Origin of the sequence: Selenomonas sp. ND2010, from assembly GCF_000702005.1 — a bacterium.
In the GTDB taxonomy this organism is placed as follows: domain Bacteria; phylum Bacillota; class Negativicutes; order Selenomonadales; family Selenomonadaceae; genus Selenomonas_A.
In genome coordinates this window covers 66,754-82,451 of record NZ_JNKI01000001.1, presented here as the reverse complement: position 1 = coordinate 82,451, position 15,698 = coordinate 66,754, and the positions used below count along the sequence as shown (strand labels likewise).

Annotated in this window: 15 protein-coding genes and 2 riboswitches; of the genes, 1 reads left to right on the top strand and 14 read right to left on the bottom strand. The window is 49.5% G+C overall.

What is annotated here, in order from left to right:
* Positions 1-105 precede the first annotated feature (105 nt).
* A complete protein-coding gene (locus T504_RS0100375) occupies positions 106-591 on the bottom strand; it encodes a hypothetical protein (protein WP_033169074.1) in 486 nt (161 codons plus the stop codon).
* 326 nt (positions 592-917) lie between these two features.
* Here T504_RS0100375 and T504_RS0100370 point away from each other — a divergent pair, with 326 nt between their 5' ends.
* Positions 918-2,078 (top strand): histidine-type phosphatase, encoded by a 1,161-nt coding sequence (locus T504_RS0100370; RefSeq protein WP_197018646.1) that lies wholly within the window; start codon positions 918-920, stop codon positions 2,076-2,078.
* Between the two features lie 56 nt (positions 2,079-2,134).
* On the opposite strand, the gene T504_RS0100365 is transcribed toward T504_RS0100370, so the two are convergent.
* From T504_RS0100365 to ftsY, 13 genes are all read right to left on the bottom strand, one after another.
* Positions 2,135-3,490, bottom strand: a complete 1,356-nt coding sequence (locus T504_RS0100365; protein WP_033169073.1) for a nucleobase:cation symporter-2 family protein — start codon at positions 3,488-3,490, stop codon at positions 2,135-2,137.
* Positions 3,491-3,506: 16 nt separating this feature from the next.
* Positions 3,507-4,082 carry a xanthine phosphoribosyltransferase gene (locus T504_RS0100360; protein WP_033169072.1) on the bottom strand — a complete coding sequence of 192 codons (576 nt, stop codon included), beginning with the start codon at positions 4,080-4,082 and terminating at the stop codon, positions 3,507-3,509.
* A 46-nt stretch (positions 4,083-4,128) separates the two neighbouring features.
* Positions 4,129-4,211, bottom strand: a riboswitch (ZMP/ZTP riboswitch).
* A gap of 144 nt (positions 4,212-4,355) precedes the next feature.
* On the bottom strand, positions 4,356-5,354 hold the full coding sequence (locus T504_RS0100355; RefSeq protein ID WP_033169071.1) for a sirohydrochlorin cobaltochelatase: 999 nt from the start codon (positions 5,352-5,354) through the stop codon (positions 4,356-4,358).
* Between the two features lie 155 nt (positions 5,355-5,509).
* A riboswitch (cobalamin riboswitch) is annotated at positions 5,510-5,686 on the bottom strand.
* Positions 5,687-5,749: 63 nt separating this feature from the next.
* Positions 5,750-7,081, bottom strand: a complete 1,332-nt coding sequence (locus T504_RS0100350) for a PLP-dependent aminotransferase family protein (protein WP_033169070.1) — start codon at positions 7,079-7,081, stop codon at positions 5,750-5,752.
* A gap of 39 nt (positions 7,082-7,120) precedes the next feature.
* Positions 7,121-8,389 (bottom strand): SLC13 family permease, encoded by a 1,269-nt coding sequence (locus T504_RS0100345; protein ID WP_033169069.1) that lies wholly within the window; start codon positions 8,387-8,389, stop codon positions 7,121-7,123.
* A gap of 237 nt (positions 8,390-8,626) precedes the next feature.
* Positions 8,627-9,418, bottom strand: a complete 792-nt coding sequence (locus T504_RS0100340; protein ID WP_255327112.1) for an EFR1 family ferrodoxin — start codon at positions 9,416-9,418, stop codon at positions 8,627-8,629.
* Positions 9,419-9,602: 184 nt separating this feature from the next.
* The gene (gene pflA, locus T504_RS0100335; protein WP_033169067.1) at positions 9,603-10,358 is read right to left on the bottom strand and encodes a pyruvate formate-lyase-activating protein; all 756 of its coding nucleotides are present in this window, start codon (positions 10,356-10,358) and stop codon (positions 9,603-9,605) included.
* A complete protein-coding gene (pflB, locus tag T504_RS0100330) occupies positions 10,345-12,600 on the bottom strand; it encodes a formate C-acetyltransferase (protein ID WP_033169066.1) in 2,256 nt (751 codons plus the stop codon). The genes pflA and pflB overlap by 14 nt, the downstream gene beginning before the upstream one ends.
* Before the next feature lie 673 nt (positions 12,601-13,273).
* Positions 13,274-13,759, bottom strand: a complete 486-nt coding sequence (locus tag T504_RS0100325) for a flavodoxin family protein (RefSeq protein ID WP_033169065.1) — start codon at positions 13,757-13,759, stop codon at positions 13,274-13,276.
* Positions 13,759-14,145: a VOC family protein gene (locus T504_RS0100320; protein WP_033169064.1), complete on the bottom strand. Its 387-nt coding sequence runs from the start codon at positions 14,143-14,145 to the stop codon at positions 13,759-13,761. Before T504_RS0100320 ends, T504_RS0100325 begins: the two co-directional genes overlap by 1 nt.
* A gap of 3 nt (positions 14,146-14,148) precedes the next feature.
* Positions 14,149-14,463: a TIGR04076 family protein gene (locus T504_RS0100315; protein ID WP_033169063.1), complete on the bottom strand. Its 315-nt coding sequence runs from the start codon at positions 14,461-14,463 to the stop codon at positions 14,149-14,151.
* An 84-nt stretch (positions 14,464-14,547) separates the two neighbouring features.
* Positions 14,548-14,748, bottom strand: coding sequence for a hypothetical protein (locus T504_RS14840; RefSeq protein ID WP_033169062.1), 201 nt, complete (start codon positions 14,746-14,748; stop codon positions 14,548-14,550).
* Between the two features lie 31 nt (positions 14,749-14,779).
* A complete protein-coding gene (gene ftsY, locus T504_RS0100305) occupies positions 14,780-15,694 on the bottom strand; it encodes a signal recognition particle-docking protein FtsY (RefSeq protein WP_033169061.1) in 915 nt (304 codons plus the stop codon).
* Positions 15,695-15,698: the final 4 nt, after the last annotated feature.

The following is a 15,698-nucleotide window of genomic DNA, read 5'->3' as shown; positions in this document are numbered from 1 at the left end:
ACAGTGGAAACTGTCAATCTGACCGGTCATTTTTAACGTATTTTCTTTACGATATAAGCTCCCAGATAAATCCCCCAAAAATTCTTATCCATATTCCAGCCGCTATCACTGCCATGTTACCCAGAAGCATTTGTAGACTCCATCGTAAATCGTCGTAACCGAACCATCCTGGATGTTTAACACCCGATAATAAATGTGATCATCATCCGTCGAGGCGCCGTTGCTTATGGAGACTGCCTCCGCATACAAGACATAATTGCCATCCGGTGAAACCGTACAACAGGTAATCCGAGCATGTTCTCCCGCTTTTCGCTTTACCAGCTCATAGGCACTACTCGATCGATCGATTTCGTGCTTATCCAGCGATACCCCTGGATAAGCAATTTCCTTCAGGCCCCAAAAAGTTCGCTTATAGGCTTTATGCTTATAGGTATTGGTAAACGTGATTCCCTCATAATTGTTTATGTTCCGATAAGACTGCGAAAAATCAACATTTCCCAGGACAAACAACAAAAAATACATAATCGATACGACCAGGATAAGCCCCGCAGTCCCACCGACCAACAGTAATAAACGCTGTAACCATTTCATCGCTAATTTCAGACTCCTCATCTATCCATCAACCTGTAACACAGACTATGATAAATGGTATTCCTTATAATTCGATAAAATCCAGCTGCCATATCGCTATTCTCATATAGTTTTTATTTCACCATAAGACAATAGCAATCCTGTACCCCGATAAATTGAACAAAATGCAATATCCATGCTACAATTTAGACAGTAACGATGTATGATTCAGAAAGGCGCCGATACATATGCATAAAAAAATTCTCATTTCTCTACTTTGTTTTCTCTTTCTTTTATTGCCTTTTTCTGTACAAACTGCAGCCTGCGAAACCTATCCGCTGAAACAAGTGCTGATTCTCAGTCGCCACAACATCCGCGCCCCACTTGCCGGACGCGATTCAACCCTTGCCAAACTCACGCCGCACAACTGGTTTGCCTGGCAATGTGCCCCTGGCGAACTATCCCCCCGCGGCGGCGAACTCGAGGTGCTGATGGGACAGTATTTCCGGCAATGGCTGGAACACGAGCAGCTGCTTTTCCCCCATGCCCAGCCACAGCCTCAGGAAGTTCGCTTCTATGCCAACTCCTTCCAACGGACCATTGCCACTGCTCATTATTTTTCTACGGGCCTGCTGCCCGTGGGGAACCCAACGATTGAATACCATCAGGAATTAAACGAGGCCGACCCGGTATTTTGGCCAGACCTTCCCCATAACGAGGCATTGTATCAGCAAGTACGGCAAGAATTTCATGAAGCCGGACTCGAAAAAAAATTACAGGAGCGCGGTCTGCGTTCCTGCCAAGTGCTGGCAAAAATATTGGATTACAACCGATCCGCTTACGCCGCCAAACATGGGCCTATCCCCCGCACGGGTGCGATTGCACCACTAAAAGACGGTGGCATCGGCCTTACCACGCCATGGAATGCATGGATACCAGCCAGCGATGCCCTGACCTTGCAATACTATGAAGAAGCGGATGATTTGCGCGCAGGATTTGGCCATAAACTGACCGAAACCGATTGGAAGGATGCCGCTGCCTTAAAAGAACTTGGCATCAATTCGCTGTTTCAGACGCCAACGGCAGCCAAGGCACTGGCCGCCCCCCTGCTTACGGTCATGGAACAGGAACTTACCAACAGCCAACGTAAAATCACGTTTCTCGGCGGTCATGACGTCAACTTAGCCGAAGTTCTGCCCGCCCTGGAAGTCATGGACTATAAACTCCCCAACAGCATTGAAGAAAAAACGCCCATCGGCGCAAAACTCGTCATCGAAAAAAGGCAGGGCCAAGATGGCGAAGAATACGCCGCGCTGTCCCTCGTCTATGCCAATGCCAACCAACTTCGTCAGCGCACCCCTTTTAGCCTTAACCATCCACCGGAACGCGTCCGCCTGCATCTCAAAGGCTTAACGACCAATGCCGCCGGTTTGTACCGCTTCTGCGATCTGCAGCAACGCATCCAAAGCGCAATACAAGAAGGCCAACGCTGGCAAAAGGAATCCTAAGTCTCTCCTCATCATGATCTGCATAGAAAAAAGCTGCCGAATGGTTAATCCGCCCCTTATTGTAGTCCAAGCGAAACCTGAGCGTCCTCAGCTGCTTTTTGTTGCTTATTATCACACAACAGTACATTGAGCACGATGGCCATAATGCTGCCAATCGTGATACCACTATTGCCGATTAACTGTACCCATTGCGGAAAGTGGCTGTAAAAAGACGGCACCCCAATTGGAATCAGCGCTACTGCCACACTAATAGCCACGACCATGGAATTTCCCTTCTTTTGCAGATCTGCCTGCGAAAGCGCCTGTATGCCGCTGGAAGCCACCATGCCAAACATGGCCAGTCCAGCACCACCGAGTACCATTGTGGGGATGCAGGCAACAACGGCCGCCAATTTCGGAAAGAGTCCCAAAATCATCAGCAGTACACCACTCGTCGCCACGATGTAGCGGCTGCGGATTCCCGTCATGCTGATAAGACCAATGTTCTGTGCAAAAGCCGTATACGGGAACGTGTTGAACACGCCGCCGAGTGCCGTCGAAAAACCATCGGCGCGCAGCGCTTTGGTGAGCATTTTCTCCGTCATCGGCTTTTTAACAATCGAGCTCACAGCCATGACATCGCCAGTCGTCTCAGCCATCGTCACGAGCATAACGAGCGTCATGATAAGGCATGATACCGGTTCAAACACTGGCATTCCAAAGGCAAAGGGCGTCGTGATACCGAGCATAGCGGCCTCGCTAACCGCATGAAAATCCACCATGCCGAAAACTGCCGCCATGCCTGTACCAATCACCAAGCCCAACAACACCGAAATATGACCGAGAAATCCCTTGCAAGTACGGTAAATAAATAGAATAATAGCGAGCACGGCCAGCGACAACGCAATATTTGACGGACTGCAGTAATCGGCGGCCTGCGGATTCGGCCCTGTAATCCAATTGACAGCTACCGGCAGCAGCGACAGTCCGATAATCGTAATGACCGAGCCAGTGACGACCGGCGGGAAGAACCGCAGCATCTTGCTGAAATAATTGCTGATGATAAAGCAGGCTATACCGGCAAAAATAGCCGAACCATAGACAACCTGCAAGCCAGCGGCCCCACCACCATGGGTATTGGCGATGATAATCATCGGCGTGACCGCCGTGAATGTGCAGCCCTGAACGATTGGCAGTTTCGAACCGATGAAATTCTTGATGCTAAGTGCCTGCACCAGTGTTGCAATGCCGCAGGTAAATAAGTCAGCGTTGATTAGGTAAATGAGTTGTTCCGTCGAAAGTCCAATGGCACCAGCCAATACCAACGGCACTGCCACCGCACCAGCATACATAGCCAACACATGCTGCGCCGCATAGATGAGCGTGCGCCCCCATGGCAGTTTCTGATCAACAGGATGAATCGCCTTCGTCACAATAAGTCCTCCCCTCTCATTTTTCCACCAAGGTAATCTTGCCATCGTCCAGAGACGCTATACTTGCCAAAGCCTCCAGGTGATATCCTTTGTCGACAATGCGCTGATGCCCCGGCTGAAATGCCTTCTCGATCGCAATGCCGATACCTGCAACTTTTGAACCGGCTTCTTCCACAATGCGGGCCAGTCCCAATGCTGCTTCCCCATTGGCAAGAAAGTCATCGATAATGAGTACATTCTCACCAGCTGGCAAGTATTTCTGCAGCACGATGATTTCGGAAGTTTCCTTTTTGGTGAAGGAGAATACCTCATGCGAATAAACCGGCTCATTGATGAGTACCGATTTCTTCTTGCGCGCAAAGACGAGTGACACCCCGAGCTCCAGCGCCGCCATTACGCCAATCGCAATGCCCGATGCCTCCACCGTCAACACGCGGTCAATACCCGCGTCGCCAAACAGGCGCGCAAACTCCCTGCCCATCGCCTGTGACAATTCCGGATCGATTTGGTGATTCAAAAACGAATCCACCTTGAGCACGTTCCCTGGCAGGGCAATGCCTTCCTCCTGTATTTTTCTCTCCAACAACTCCAAAATAATCGCGCCTCCATCCTACAAAAAAAGACCGTCTGAGCCCATAAAAAGGTGCCCAGACGGTCGGCTTTTTCCCAAACGACACGGCCTGTGGTCAATTCCACGAATCCGTCAGCCATGCCATTCGCTTCTATCCAAATTATATATTTATTATAAGAACTTATTCCCCTATCGTCAAGATAAATGTCCCTGTTTCACGGATTTTTTCTTACACCATCCACATACAAAAAACGCGTGCGATAACCGCACGCGTCATACGTATTAACCGATTGATTATTTATTGGCTTCGAGTACATCCCAGGCCTCGTTTGCACGAGCAACATAGAGGTCACGGATGTTTTTGTTTTCGCCAATACCATGAATATAAGCGTCAACCTTGTAACCAGCTTTTTCCAGGACGGACTTATGAGAATCCTCTTCGCTGCCAGCCATATCGTTGTTGGCATGATCACCAGCCACCATCATCAACGGCATCAGCGTAACATGTTTGATGCCATTTTTCTTGAGCTTCGGCATAACTGTTTCGAGAGACGGCCATCCTTCAACCGTGTAGACATAGACATTTTTGTAGCCCATCTCATCGAGTTTTGCCTGAATGACCGAATAATATGCGTTGGAGATGTTCGGCGTGCCATGTGCCATGATCAGGATTGCATCCTTTTTGCCCTGCTTCGGGAACTGCGAAGACAGTGCCTTGATGGTTTCTGCAACATCATCCGCCTGCTCTTCCTGGCCCTGCCAGTACATCAGCGGCGTAGCGAGCGTCATCTTCTTGAAATCTTTCTTGTAGTTCTGATAAACACCCATGTCGTAATTGTATTCCATCCCCGGAATAACATCGAGCGAAACCAATGCTACGCGGCTATAACCATCGGCTTTGAGCTGGTCAAGAGCCTCCTCCGGCGTCGGGAACTTGATACCCTCATTTTTCTGAACACGATTGATGATGATGTGCGACGTATAAGCCGTTACCACTTTCGTGTTCGGATGAGCCGCTTTGATTGCATCGACCGTAGCATCGATAGTCTTCGCACGCGTATCTTTGAACGTCGTACCAAACGTCATGACGACAATTGCATCTTTATCGGCAAGATTCTTGAGTTCTGGATTTTCATTCTTGAGCACACCGATTTCCGATGCAGCCTTCAGCGCCATCGTCGGTTTCTTGACCTCCGGATTCAGCTGATAGGCAGCCTCAGTCTGCGGAGCAGCCATTCCCCAAGCGGCCGTGCAAGCCAGCGATACTGCTAATGCTTTTTTCCAATTTTTCATAATGAAATCCCCCTATTGTTTGGATATAATAGAAAAGAGGTCTTTGGCACACGCCAAAAGACCTCTTTTTTCCAAAATCAGATACTCAGAAGTCTCCTCCCCATCGCTCGCAGGTAACTTGACCAGTCAAATGTCAATGTCCATTGACAAGTCAAAACGGTGACTTTCGGACAGGCAGTTCTTCTGGCTCGGTTCATCGCTCACCTGCGCCTTCCCAGATTCTCCAGTGGCATAATGCAAGTTTACTCCCCTCACAGCGGCGGGACCGCGCCGGCTTTTACCGGCTTTTCTCTTCGGCCATCGTAGACGGCACCTGTTCCCTGAATATGAAATTATTACTGTGATTTATGTCACAATTGACATTATATTACTTTGGTAAAATACTGTCAATGATATTAATCATCAAACCCAAAGAGATGCCGCAAAAAGCTTTTCTTGTTAGCCGCATAGAGCTCCCGAGAATAGTTGATATTCTGCGAACTATAGAGTGGATTGACGATATTCTTCCGCGGCAGCCATTCCTCTGAAAAAAGCGGTTTCGTAAAAACGATTTCTGCCAAAGACTGACGGATTTTGGCAATCTGTTTGGAATCAATATCCGGAACAATGGCCTTGGTCAACAGCCGTCCCACTTCCACCATTTCCTCTTCCTTGATGCCACGGGTCGTTGGAATCAGGCTGGAAAGCCGCAGGGCAGGAATCGTCTTATCATCGTCAAAGGTCATGATGTTGTCGCATTTGACAATGAAACCGGCTTGCTTGACCTGGGCCAGGAAAGCGCCGCGATCCTTACAATGCACTTCAGGAGCTACATATTGGCTGTTGGTGCCATGATAAACGATATTAAGCCCATTTTCCTTGAGGGAATTCATCAAGGCATTGGCATTGTTGAGACACTGCTGGCAGTAATTGCCAAATTCTTTAGTCTCGGCCTCCCGGAAGGCAATGCAAAGAGCCGCCAGAATATTTTCCTGCAGATATACATGCCCGGTATTGATGGCAATTTCATTTAGCCGGTCGACATTTTCACTGTTTGTCAGGATAACCGCGCTTTGCGGCCCCCGTAGCGTGTCGTGCGTATAAAAGGTTACGACATCCGCATGGGGTACCGGCGAATGCATGAGTTTTGCCGCCACCATGCCTACCACCGCACTCATATCCACCCAGAGCACGGCCCCCACCCCATGGGCAATCTGGGCCAGCTTCCGGTAATTGACATCTTTTGGATAGTTTATGGGCGAGAAGATTATCATCTTCGGTTGGCATTCCTGCGCCAGCGCTTCGATATGGCGGTAATCCAGATGCTGAGTCTCCGGCTCGATGCTGTACTTCACGAAATTATACTTCATGTCATCCGTGTAGCAATACTCCTGCTTGCGCAGATTAAAAGACATAATGGTGTCCCCGGTATGGACAAAGCTGTGAAAGACAATCTGGGATGCTGCCACCAGGTTGCTGATACGCACGATGGCGGCCTCACTGCCAAAAAGTTTTTTGGCCCGCTCAATGGCCAGCGTCTCCAGGCGGCTGCAGGTCAATACATCATGATAGTCCATATAGGTATTGCTTAAGAGGCTCCCCTTCAGATAAGAGCAAAAGGGCGAGGCATAATTCTCGTTGGGTAAAAGCGACAACGTATAGCGCTGGGTCTTCAATTCCATCTGTATAAAGTCAAACAGTTCGGGGTCAAAGGCTTCAATACCCCGAATGATTTTTTCGCGTTCCATAGATATTCCTCCTCGATTCAGGCTAATATTCCGCTATCCTCATCCTGGGAAGAAAGGCCAGAATATCGGAATGACCACCACGCATACCAGCAGGGCCACGATAACCATCGGAATGCCGACTTTGACATAATCGATGAACCGGAACTTACCAGGGCCAAGCACCAGCGTATTCGGCGGTGTTGCCACCGGTGTCGTAAACGCACAGGAAGCAGCAATGCCGATGGTCATGAGCACGGGATAAGGCGACGCCCCGATGGACTGGGCAATCGAAATGCCAATTGGTGCCAACAGAGCCGCCGACGCTGTATTGCTCATGAACTGCGTAAGGCCGCAGGACAGGATGAACATCGCAACGACGATAATCATGGGCGAAGGCTCCGAGCCGATAAGGCCGATCACGAAATCCGCAATCATCTTGCCAGCACCGCTTTTATCCATCGCACTGGCCAGCGGCAGCATGCCGGCGAACAGAAAAATCGTAACCCAGTCAATCCCCTGATAGGCTTGCTTTTCTGTCACGCATCCCGTCAACACGCAGACCAACGCACCGATAATTGCCGACGTCTGCATCGGCACGCCAATGTCCTTTTCCAAGACCATTGCTACGACCACACATATCAGGATAATTGCACAGATCAGCATCTTGCGCGGATTTTCCGGTTCCGCGGACTCCTGGTCGAACAAGTTGTTATCCGCATAATTATGCGGGCATAAACGCCGTCCCGCGGTCATCATGTACAAAACACCAGCAAGTGACAGCGGAATACCGATAAGGGCGAATTCAAAGAAACCAAAGGGACTGTAGCCCGAAGTCTCCAATGTAGCACTCATAAGGATATTCGGCGGCGTACCGATAAGCGTAAGCGTACCACCGACATTTGCGGCTAATGCCATGCCCATGAGCTGCGACGATACGGGAATATGTGCGGCGATACAAATCTGTACCACCACTGGCATCAAACAAGCGACGGTCGCCGTATTCGACGAAACCCCCGAGAGAACAATGGTGATGACCATCAAGGCCAGCATCAGTTTCTTCTCATCGGTACCGGCTTTTTTTACGACCGTGACGCCGATTTTCTGCGCGAGTCCTGTCTGAAACATCGCCGCACCGATGACAAACATCCCCGCAAATAAAACGACCGTTGAATTGGATAACCCAGAATAAACCTGTGCGGGGGTAAGCACACCAAACAGGCCCAGCAGGATAGCCGATCCCATGGCCGTAACAGCCAAAGGAATAAGTTCCGTAGCAAAGAAGAACCCCGCTACGCAAAGCACACATAAGGTAATTACTGCAGAATCCATACATTTCACTCCTCACCTATTCGATTGTCACTATGTCGTCTGGGAGTCAGTACTCATAGCATTTTTATATTATCTTTTCCATTCTATACCAAAACTTATCATTCCTCTTATTTTTTAGTTATCGAAAAGGCCTGTTTGTAGAATCGATTTTCGGACACCAAAAAAGCAATCTTCCTTGCCGAAATCGCATCAACCTTCTTTTATTCTCATGAATCCGTATAAAACGCCCTCACCTCGTCACGTTTTACGCAATAAATCTGTTATCTTTACCGCCTTATGCCGGTATCGTTTGCGTCCCTTGGTAATCTCGCCATAATCTATCGCCTTGACCGGGCAGATATGCAAACACCCCAGACATTCCACACAATGATGCTGCCAAACCGGCTGCCCCTCCGGACGCTTAATATTATCTCGATGACAAATCCGCTCACACAAACCACAAGCGGTGCACTTTTCCTTGTCGCACAAAAATTTTGTATCGATTTCGTGCTGCCCTGCCAACCATTTGGCATGAAAATTTCCGCAAAATTTTTTCAGCAGCTGCCAGGTAGTATGCGCTTTCCGTTCCTTGATGGCTGCTATAATATTCTTCAGCTTTCTTTCGGCCAGCCAGGCACGGATCCTTATCCGCCAATCCGCAGCAATATCCCGATAAGGAATATAATTCGAGACCAGCCGCACATACCACGCGGCATGCAAGCGGCAATTTTTCTCTTTGAGTATCTTTTCTGCATCCATAAAGGGCCTGCCCCAATAAGGAACGCCACAAGTGACTATCGCAAAAGTATACGGAGATTCCAAAAACGTAAGCTTCTGCAAAAACTCCTCCACTTGCATCGGCAACCCAAAATAATGCATGGGAAATACCAATCCCACGCATTCAGCTTTCACCATCAGTTGATCCTCCTGAAGGGCCTCTGGAATGGATTGAAGTTCCGCCTCGGGCATAGCCTTTTGCAATTCTCTTGCCACAAATAAGGAGTTTCCTGTTGTCGAATAATAGTAAATTACCGTACTAATTGTTGCCACCTCCTAATATTCTAACGACCTCAGTCTGCTTTCAACAATCGTCATCACCAACAATAGCTGTCAGCCGTAAAGACTCTTAACTATTATTTTACCAGAAAAATTTCCCATTCGATTTACGAAATAAAAAAATAGAGCTATGGTCTAAGTGTTAAAACACTCAGGCCATAGCCCCTATATTGTCTCATTAGCGTCTATACGCTTGATAGTCATTGGTTCGCAAAATTTCTTCGGCTCTGGCTACATCTTCTTTCGTCGGTTCCGGCACATCCGCAAACGGGTAGTCTAGTCCGAGCTCCTCATATTTATGGATAGCCAGCCGATGATACGGCAGCACCTCGAAGCGCTGGACATTGCCGAGCCCGGCCACGAAGTTCGCCAATTTTTCCAGGCTTTCTCTATCATCTGTCCAGCCTGGCACCAGCACATGACGAATCCAGACCGGTTTCCCGATTTCGGCCAGATATTGGGCAAAATCAAGGATCTGCGCATTGCCTTGACCGGTCAACTCCCGATGTTTTGACAGGTCAATATGCTTGATGTCCAAAAGCACCGTATCCGTTATGGCCAGCAGCGCTGAAAGCCTGGAAAAGACCGGCTCCTCACGCGAAAAGACCGCCCCCGAAGTATCGATGCAGGTAGAAATCCCCTGCTCCTTCGCCAAGGCAAACAACGCCGCGACAAACTCTGCCTGTGCGAGCGGCTCGCCGCCCGACACCGTGATGCCACCGCCATTTTTCCAATAGGACTTATAGCGAAGCGCCTGCTGCAGGGCAGCCTCAGCCGTCATTTCCTTTTTCGCCGGCCCCTGCCAAGTCTCAGGATTATGACAGTACTTGCAGCGCAGCGGACAGCCCTGCAGGAAGAAAATATAGCGAAGCCCCGGCCCGTCGACCGAGCCGAAACTTTCTACCGAATTGATATAACCCTTACATGTGCGCATGGAAAGTTCTCGCGATAACGTCAAGCTGCTGCTCGCGCGTCAGATTGATGAACTTGACCGCATAGCCCGAGACGCGAATCGTGAAATTTGCGTACTCTTCTTTATCCGGATGTTCCATGGCATCGAGAAGTTTCTCGCGGCCAAAGACGTTGACATTCAAATGATGTGCGCCCTGGTCGAAATAACCATCGAGCACATTGACGAGCTGCGAGGAACGCTCTTCATCGTTATGCCCAAGAGCCTCCGGCGTCATGCTCTGCGTGTTGGAGATACCATCCAACGCCCACTCATACGGGAGTTTTGCCACCGAGTTCAGCGATGCCAGCAGGCCATTCTGCTCCGCACCATAGCTCGGGTTAGCGCCCGGCGAAAGCGGCACCCCAGCCTTACGGCCATCCGGCATTGCGCCCGTGTACTTGCCATAGACGACATTCGACGTAATCGTAAGGATGGACGTCGTCGGCTCCGAATCGCGATACGTGTGGCGGGACTTGATCTTGTCGAGGAACGACTTCAAGAGCCACTTGGCAATCGCATCCGCGCGCTCATCATCGTTGCCATAACGCGGGAAATCGCCCGTCGTCTCATAATCCACCACGATGCCAGCATCGTTGCGGATAGCCTTGACCTTCGCGTATTTGATGGCCGACAGCGAATCGACGACATGGGAGAAGCCCGCAATGCCCGTCGCAAACGTGCGACGCACGTCCGTGTCGATAAGCGCCATCTCTGCGGCCTCATAGTAATACTTATCGTGCATATACTGGATGAGGTTCAGCGTATTGACGTAGAGACCCGCGAGCCAATCCATCATGCGATCAAACTTCTGGCAAACATCGTCATAGTCGAGGATATCACCCGTTACGCCGCGGTACTCCGGCCCAATCTGCTCACCAGATTTTTCATCCACACCGCCGTTGATGGCATAGAGCAGGCACTTAGCCAGGTTCGCACGCGCGCCGAAGAACTGCATCTCTTTGCCCGTCTGGGTTGCCGATACGCAGCAGCAAATCGAATAATCATCGCCCCACTCGACCTTCATGACATCGTCGTTCTCATACTGGATCGAGCTCGTCGTCACCGAAATCTTAGCCGCATAGCGCTTGAAGTTTTCCGGCAGGGCCGACGAATAGAGCACTGTGAGATTCGGCTCCGGTGCCGGCCCCATGTTCTCCAGCGTATGCAGGAAGCGGTAATCGTTCTTCGTGACGAGCGGACGACCGTCCATGCCGATGCCAGCCACCTCCAGCGTCGCCCAGACCGGGTCGCCCGAGAACAACTCATTGTAGGACGTGATGCGCGCAAATTTTACCATGCGGAACTTCATGACAAGATGGTCGATAAGCTCCTGGGCTTCCGCTTCCGTCAATTTGCCCGCTTTGATATCGCGCTCGATGTAGATATCGAGGAACGTCGAGATGCGGCCGACGCTCATAGCGGCGCCATTCTGCGTCTTGATGGCAGCCAGATAGCCGAAATAGAGCCACTGCACGGCCTCACGCGCATCTTTGGCCGGCTGGGAAATATCAAAGCCATAGACAGCAGCCATTTCCTTCATGCCCTGCAGCGCACGAATCTGTTCCGTAAGCTCCTCGCGCTGACGGATAACCTCGTCAGTCATGACGCCATCAATGCCGGTATTGGCCTTATCGGCTTCCTTGAACGCAATCAGCTGATCGATACCGTAAAGTGCCACGCGGCGATAGTCGCCCACGATGCGGCCACGACCATATGTATCCGGCAAACCCGTGATGATATGACTGTGACGCGCGCGGCGCATCTCCGGCGTATAGGCATCAAACACGGCCTGATTGTGCGTCTTGTGGTATTTCGTAAAAATCTCATGGAGCTTGGCGCTCGGCTCATAGCCGTAGTTCTGGCAAGCCTGCTCGGCCATCTTGATGCCGCCATACGGCATGAAGGCACGCTTGAGCGGTTTATCCGTCTGCAAGCCCACAACCGTTTCCAAATCCTTCATGGATTCATCGATATAGCCTGCCCCATGCGAAGTCAGACTGGATACGATATCCACATCCATATCCAAAACGCCGCCCTTTTGGCGCTCTTCCTTCTGCAGTTCCTGCAATCTTCCCCACAGTTTATTCGTAGCATCCGTTGGCGCAGCCAAAAAAGCTTCGTCGCCCTCATACGGCTGATAATTCTTCTGTATAAAGTCGCGGACATTGATTTCCTCGCGCCAAAGCCCGCCGGTAAAACCATTCCACTGTTCGTGATTCAACATCGTTGTGCCTCCTTGATGGATTTTTTCCTGCACTGTTTTTATTACCTAATCATAATACCTCATATTTGAAATAAATACAAATATGAATCCTTAAACTCTTTATAATCAATACCTATGAATTTTTTATCTCTCCCGCAATATCCACCACAAAAATATCCCTCAAATATAGTGCAACTATTCAGAATATATGATATACTTTAGTTAGTAACCAATCATGCCGGCTGTCCCGTCCAACAACCCGACGCCAACCACGGTTTGACGGATCTACAGCCGGCTCCCAACTTACGAAAAGAAAACTCTCGGATGTCCGATTGCTTCCCCATTAAGCCAATCGAATATCCGAGAGTTTTTTATGCAATCTCACTACCGTTACTAGTTACTTCCTTAACCTTATCGAATATGCTAGTCACATCACCAATATTCCCCTTGAACATAAGGATATCATCCAACATTGCAATCTTTTTAGGTGATGTGCAATACATTCTAACTGTAGGATAAATTTCACCAAAATCAGATTTCCCTTGATAAAAAGGTATCCAACCTTTGTATAAAATTGATACAATCACATTTTACCCTTGATTGCCACCGTTTGTGGGGTTGCAAATTTATTCTTCTATACACTAATGGGTTGCAAGCCGTTTGTAAGTATCGTGAAACTTTGATTTTACTGGACTTATCGTATCTTAAGCAACTGCTCGCCCATCCGCTGCCCATAGGTTACAAACAACTCCTTAAAGCTTTCAATATCCTGACTCATGCCTACCGGCCCAAGATGAATAACCGGCTTTCCACAGGCAGAGCCGCCAGAGTAAGTCATCATGCCCATGACCATCATGAATACCAGCATTTCCTGGATGGCATTTTCCGCTCCACCATGGATATACTGCTCCGTAGCATAAGCACCACCGAGCTTGCCAGCCAGTTTCAGCTTGCCCGCATTGCTCTCCAGCCAGCTTTTCATCTTTGCCGTAACAGATGCCATATAAGTTGGAGAACCAAATATCACCAGATGGGACTGCTGGATATACTCAAAATCAGCCTCATCGATATTAAAGCACCGTGCCTCAATATCATCAACGGATTTCAGCCCCTCGGCAATGAAGTCTGCTGCCTTCTCCGTGGTATGGGTTCTTGAATCATAAACTATCGCTGCTTTCATCAATCGGTCTCCTCGTACATACAAAGTTCTATCAGATTTCCGTCCGGGTCACGGAGGTAAATGCTCTTCATCCTGCCCATGGCTCCATTACGCTCCACAATGCCTGTCTCCAATGCTACGCCCTTTGACTTCAACTCCTGATAGACTACTTCTATCGGTTCATCGATGACAAGGCAGATATCAAGGGAGCCGCATTGAGGGTATCTGGCGGCTGGCAAAAATTCCGCTTTCCTTGTGTGGATATTGATTTTCTGTTTGCCAAAGCGCAAGGCATAGCGATTATTGTTTCTGTCAATATCCATCCCCAGCACATCAGAGTAGAAGTTCAGACACTCATCTAAATGCTCTGTTGTCAATACGAAATGATCTAATCGAGTTATTTTCATACCTTAATCCGCATCCTCATCCATCGTTTCCACCAGAAAGCTGACCGGACGGAAACCATCATTGCAGGAAATCATAGCTGACCGTGGATTCTTCATCCAGCCATCGTAAAAGTTCTCCGCGCCGTGTGCCAGCCCCATGACGAACGGGAACATGGACTCCCATGCACTCTCGCACAATCCATCCGGTCTCTGCCAGCCATTGGCGATGAATACAGCTCCCTCCTCGATATCGCAGGCGTGCTCGATGGGATTTTCATACTTTTCCATCAAATCCGGATAGCAAGCCTTACGCACGACAGTTATCCGCACCTTCTTCATGTCAGCACCTCCCGCCGTATAAATCTATCATAATTCTACCATAAAACAAGTAAATTGGCACGAGCCTTTAACCCGTGCCAACTGTCAGTCTATATGAATTTCCGTGCCGTCCTTAAATGTGACGGCTATATCATCCTTGCTGTAGACAGTCATGAAGTCCACCAGCGTTCCCCACAATCCCTCATCAAATGCTGTCATCACCGTATCCTGCCCCTCGAGTGCCTTGGCAAAGGCAGCCAGCTGCTCTGCCAATACATAAAAAACGTCCGATGCTAGACTTCCCATCGAACGCTTTTCATTTTTCTGTCCCTTAATTTTAGCCTTCGAACAATGCCTTGGCAAAATCGTCGGCGTTGAAGGGGCGCAGGTCTTCGACACCTTCGCCAACGCCAATCCATTTGACTGGCATGGAAAGCTGGTTTTTGATGCCGATAACCACGCCGCCCTTGGCCGTGCCGTCGAGCTTCGTCAGAACGACACCAGAAATCGGTGCGGCCTTGGTGAAGAGCTCGGCCTGGCTGATGGCGTTCTGTCCTGTCGTAGCATCGAGTACGAGCAGCGTCTCATGCGGTGCACCTGGAATCTCGCGGCCGATGACGCGGTTGATTTTCTCAAGCTCCTGCATGAGGTTGGACTTGGTCTGCAACCGGCCAGCCGTATCGATAATCAACATATCGATGCCACGCGCTTTGGCTGCCTTTACCGCATCAAAGGCCACCGCTGCCGGGTCAGATCCTTCTTCGTGCTTGATTACCGGAACGCCGGTGCGCTGTCCCCAGACTTCCAGCTGGTCGATAGCGGCCGCCCGGAAAGTATCGGCAGCAGCCAGCATAACCGATTTCCCTTGTTCCTTGTAATAGGCACTGAGCTTACCAATTGTCGTCGTCTTGCCGGCGCCATTGACACCAATTACGAGCAGGACCGTTGGGCCTTCGGATGCCTTGCGCGTTGTGTCCTCCCCACGATTAAGAATATCAACAATCGTTTTCTGCAGGAAGGGTTTCAAATCCTCCGGCGTATTGATTTCCTTTTTCTTGATTCCCTTGCGAACCGCCGTCATCAACGTATCGGTAGTCTGCACGCCGACATCGGCCATAATCAGCGTTTCTTCCAGTTCTTCCAAAAACTCCTCATCGATATCGGCATAGCCGATGACAAGTTTTTCAATCTTATTGGTCAGGTTTTCCCGCGTCTTGTTCAAACCTTTTTTCAGTTTATCAAAAAATCCCATGAAT

Bases quoted from the DNA above. Each gene is read 5' to 3' on its own strand.
- T504_RS0100345 (WP_033169069.1), bottom strand. From the start codon at position 8,389: ATGGATTCTGCAGTAATTACCTTATGTGTGCTTTGCGTAGCGGGGTTC.
- T504_RS0100320 (WP_033169064.1), bottom strand. From the start codon at position 14,145: ATGAAAATAACTCGATTAGATCATTTCGTATTGACAACAGAGCATTTA.
- ftsY (WP_033169061.1), bottom strand. From the start codon at position 15,694: ATGGGATTTTTTGATAAACTGAAAAAAGGTTTGAACAAGACGCGGGAA.
- T504_RS0100315 (WP_033169063.1), bottom strand. From the start codon at position 14,463: ATGAAGAAGGTGCGGATAACTGTCGTGCGTAAGGCTTGCTATCCGGAT.
- T504_RS0100325 (WP_033169065.1), bottom strand. From the start codon at position 13,759: ATGAAAGCAGCGATAGTTTATGATTCAAGAACCCATACCACGGAGAAG.
- pflA (WP_033169067.1), bottom strand. From the start codon at position 10,358: ATGCGCACATGTAAGGGTTATATCAATTCGGTAGAAAGTTTCGGCTCG.
- T504_RS0100375 (WP_033169074.1), bottom strand. From the start codon at position 591: ATGAAATGGTTACAGCGTTTATTACTGTTGGTCGGTGGGACTGCGGGG.
- T504_RS14840 (WP_033169062.1), bottom strand. From the start codon at position 14,748: ATGGGAAGTCTAGCATCGGACGTTTTTTATGTATTGGCAGAGCAGCTG.
- T504_RS0100355 (WP_033169071.1), bottom strand. From the start codon at position 5,354: ATGAAAAATTGGAAAAAAGCATTAGCAGTATCGCTGGCTTGCACGGCC.
- pflB (WP_033169066.1), bottom strand. From the start codon at position 12,600: ATGTTGAATCACGAACAGTGGAATGGTTTTACCGGCGGGCTTTGGCGC.
- T504_RS0100350 (WP_033169070.1), bottom strand. From the start codon at position 7,081: ATGGAACGCGAAAAAATCATTCGGGGTATTGAAGCCTTTGACCCCGAA.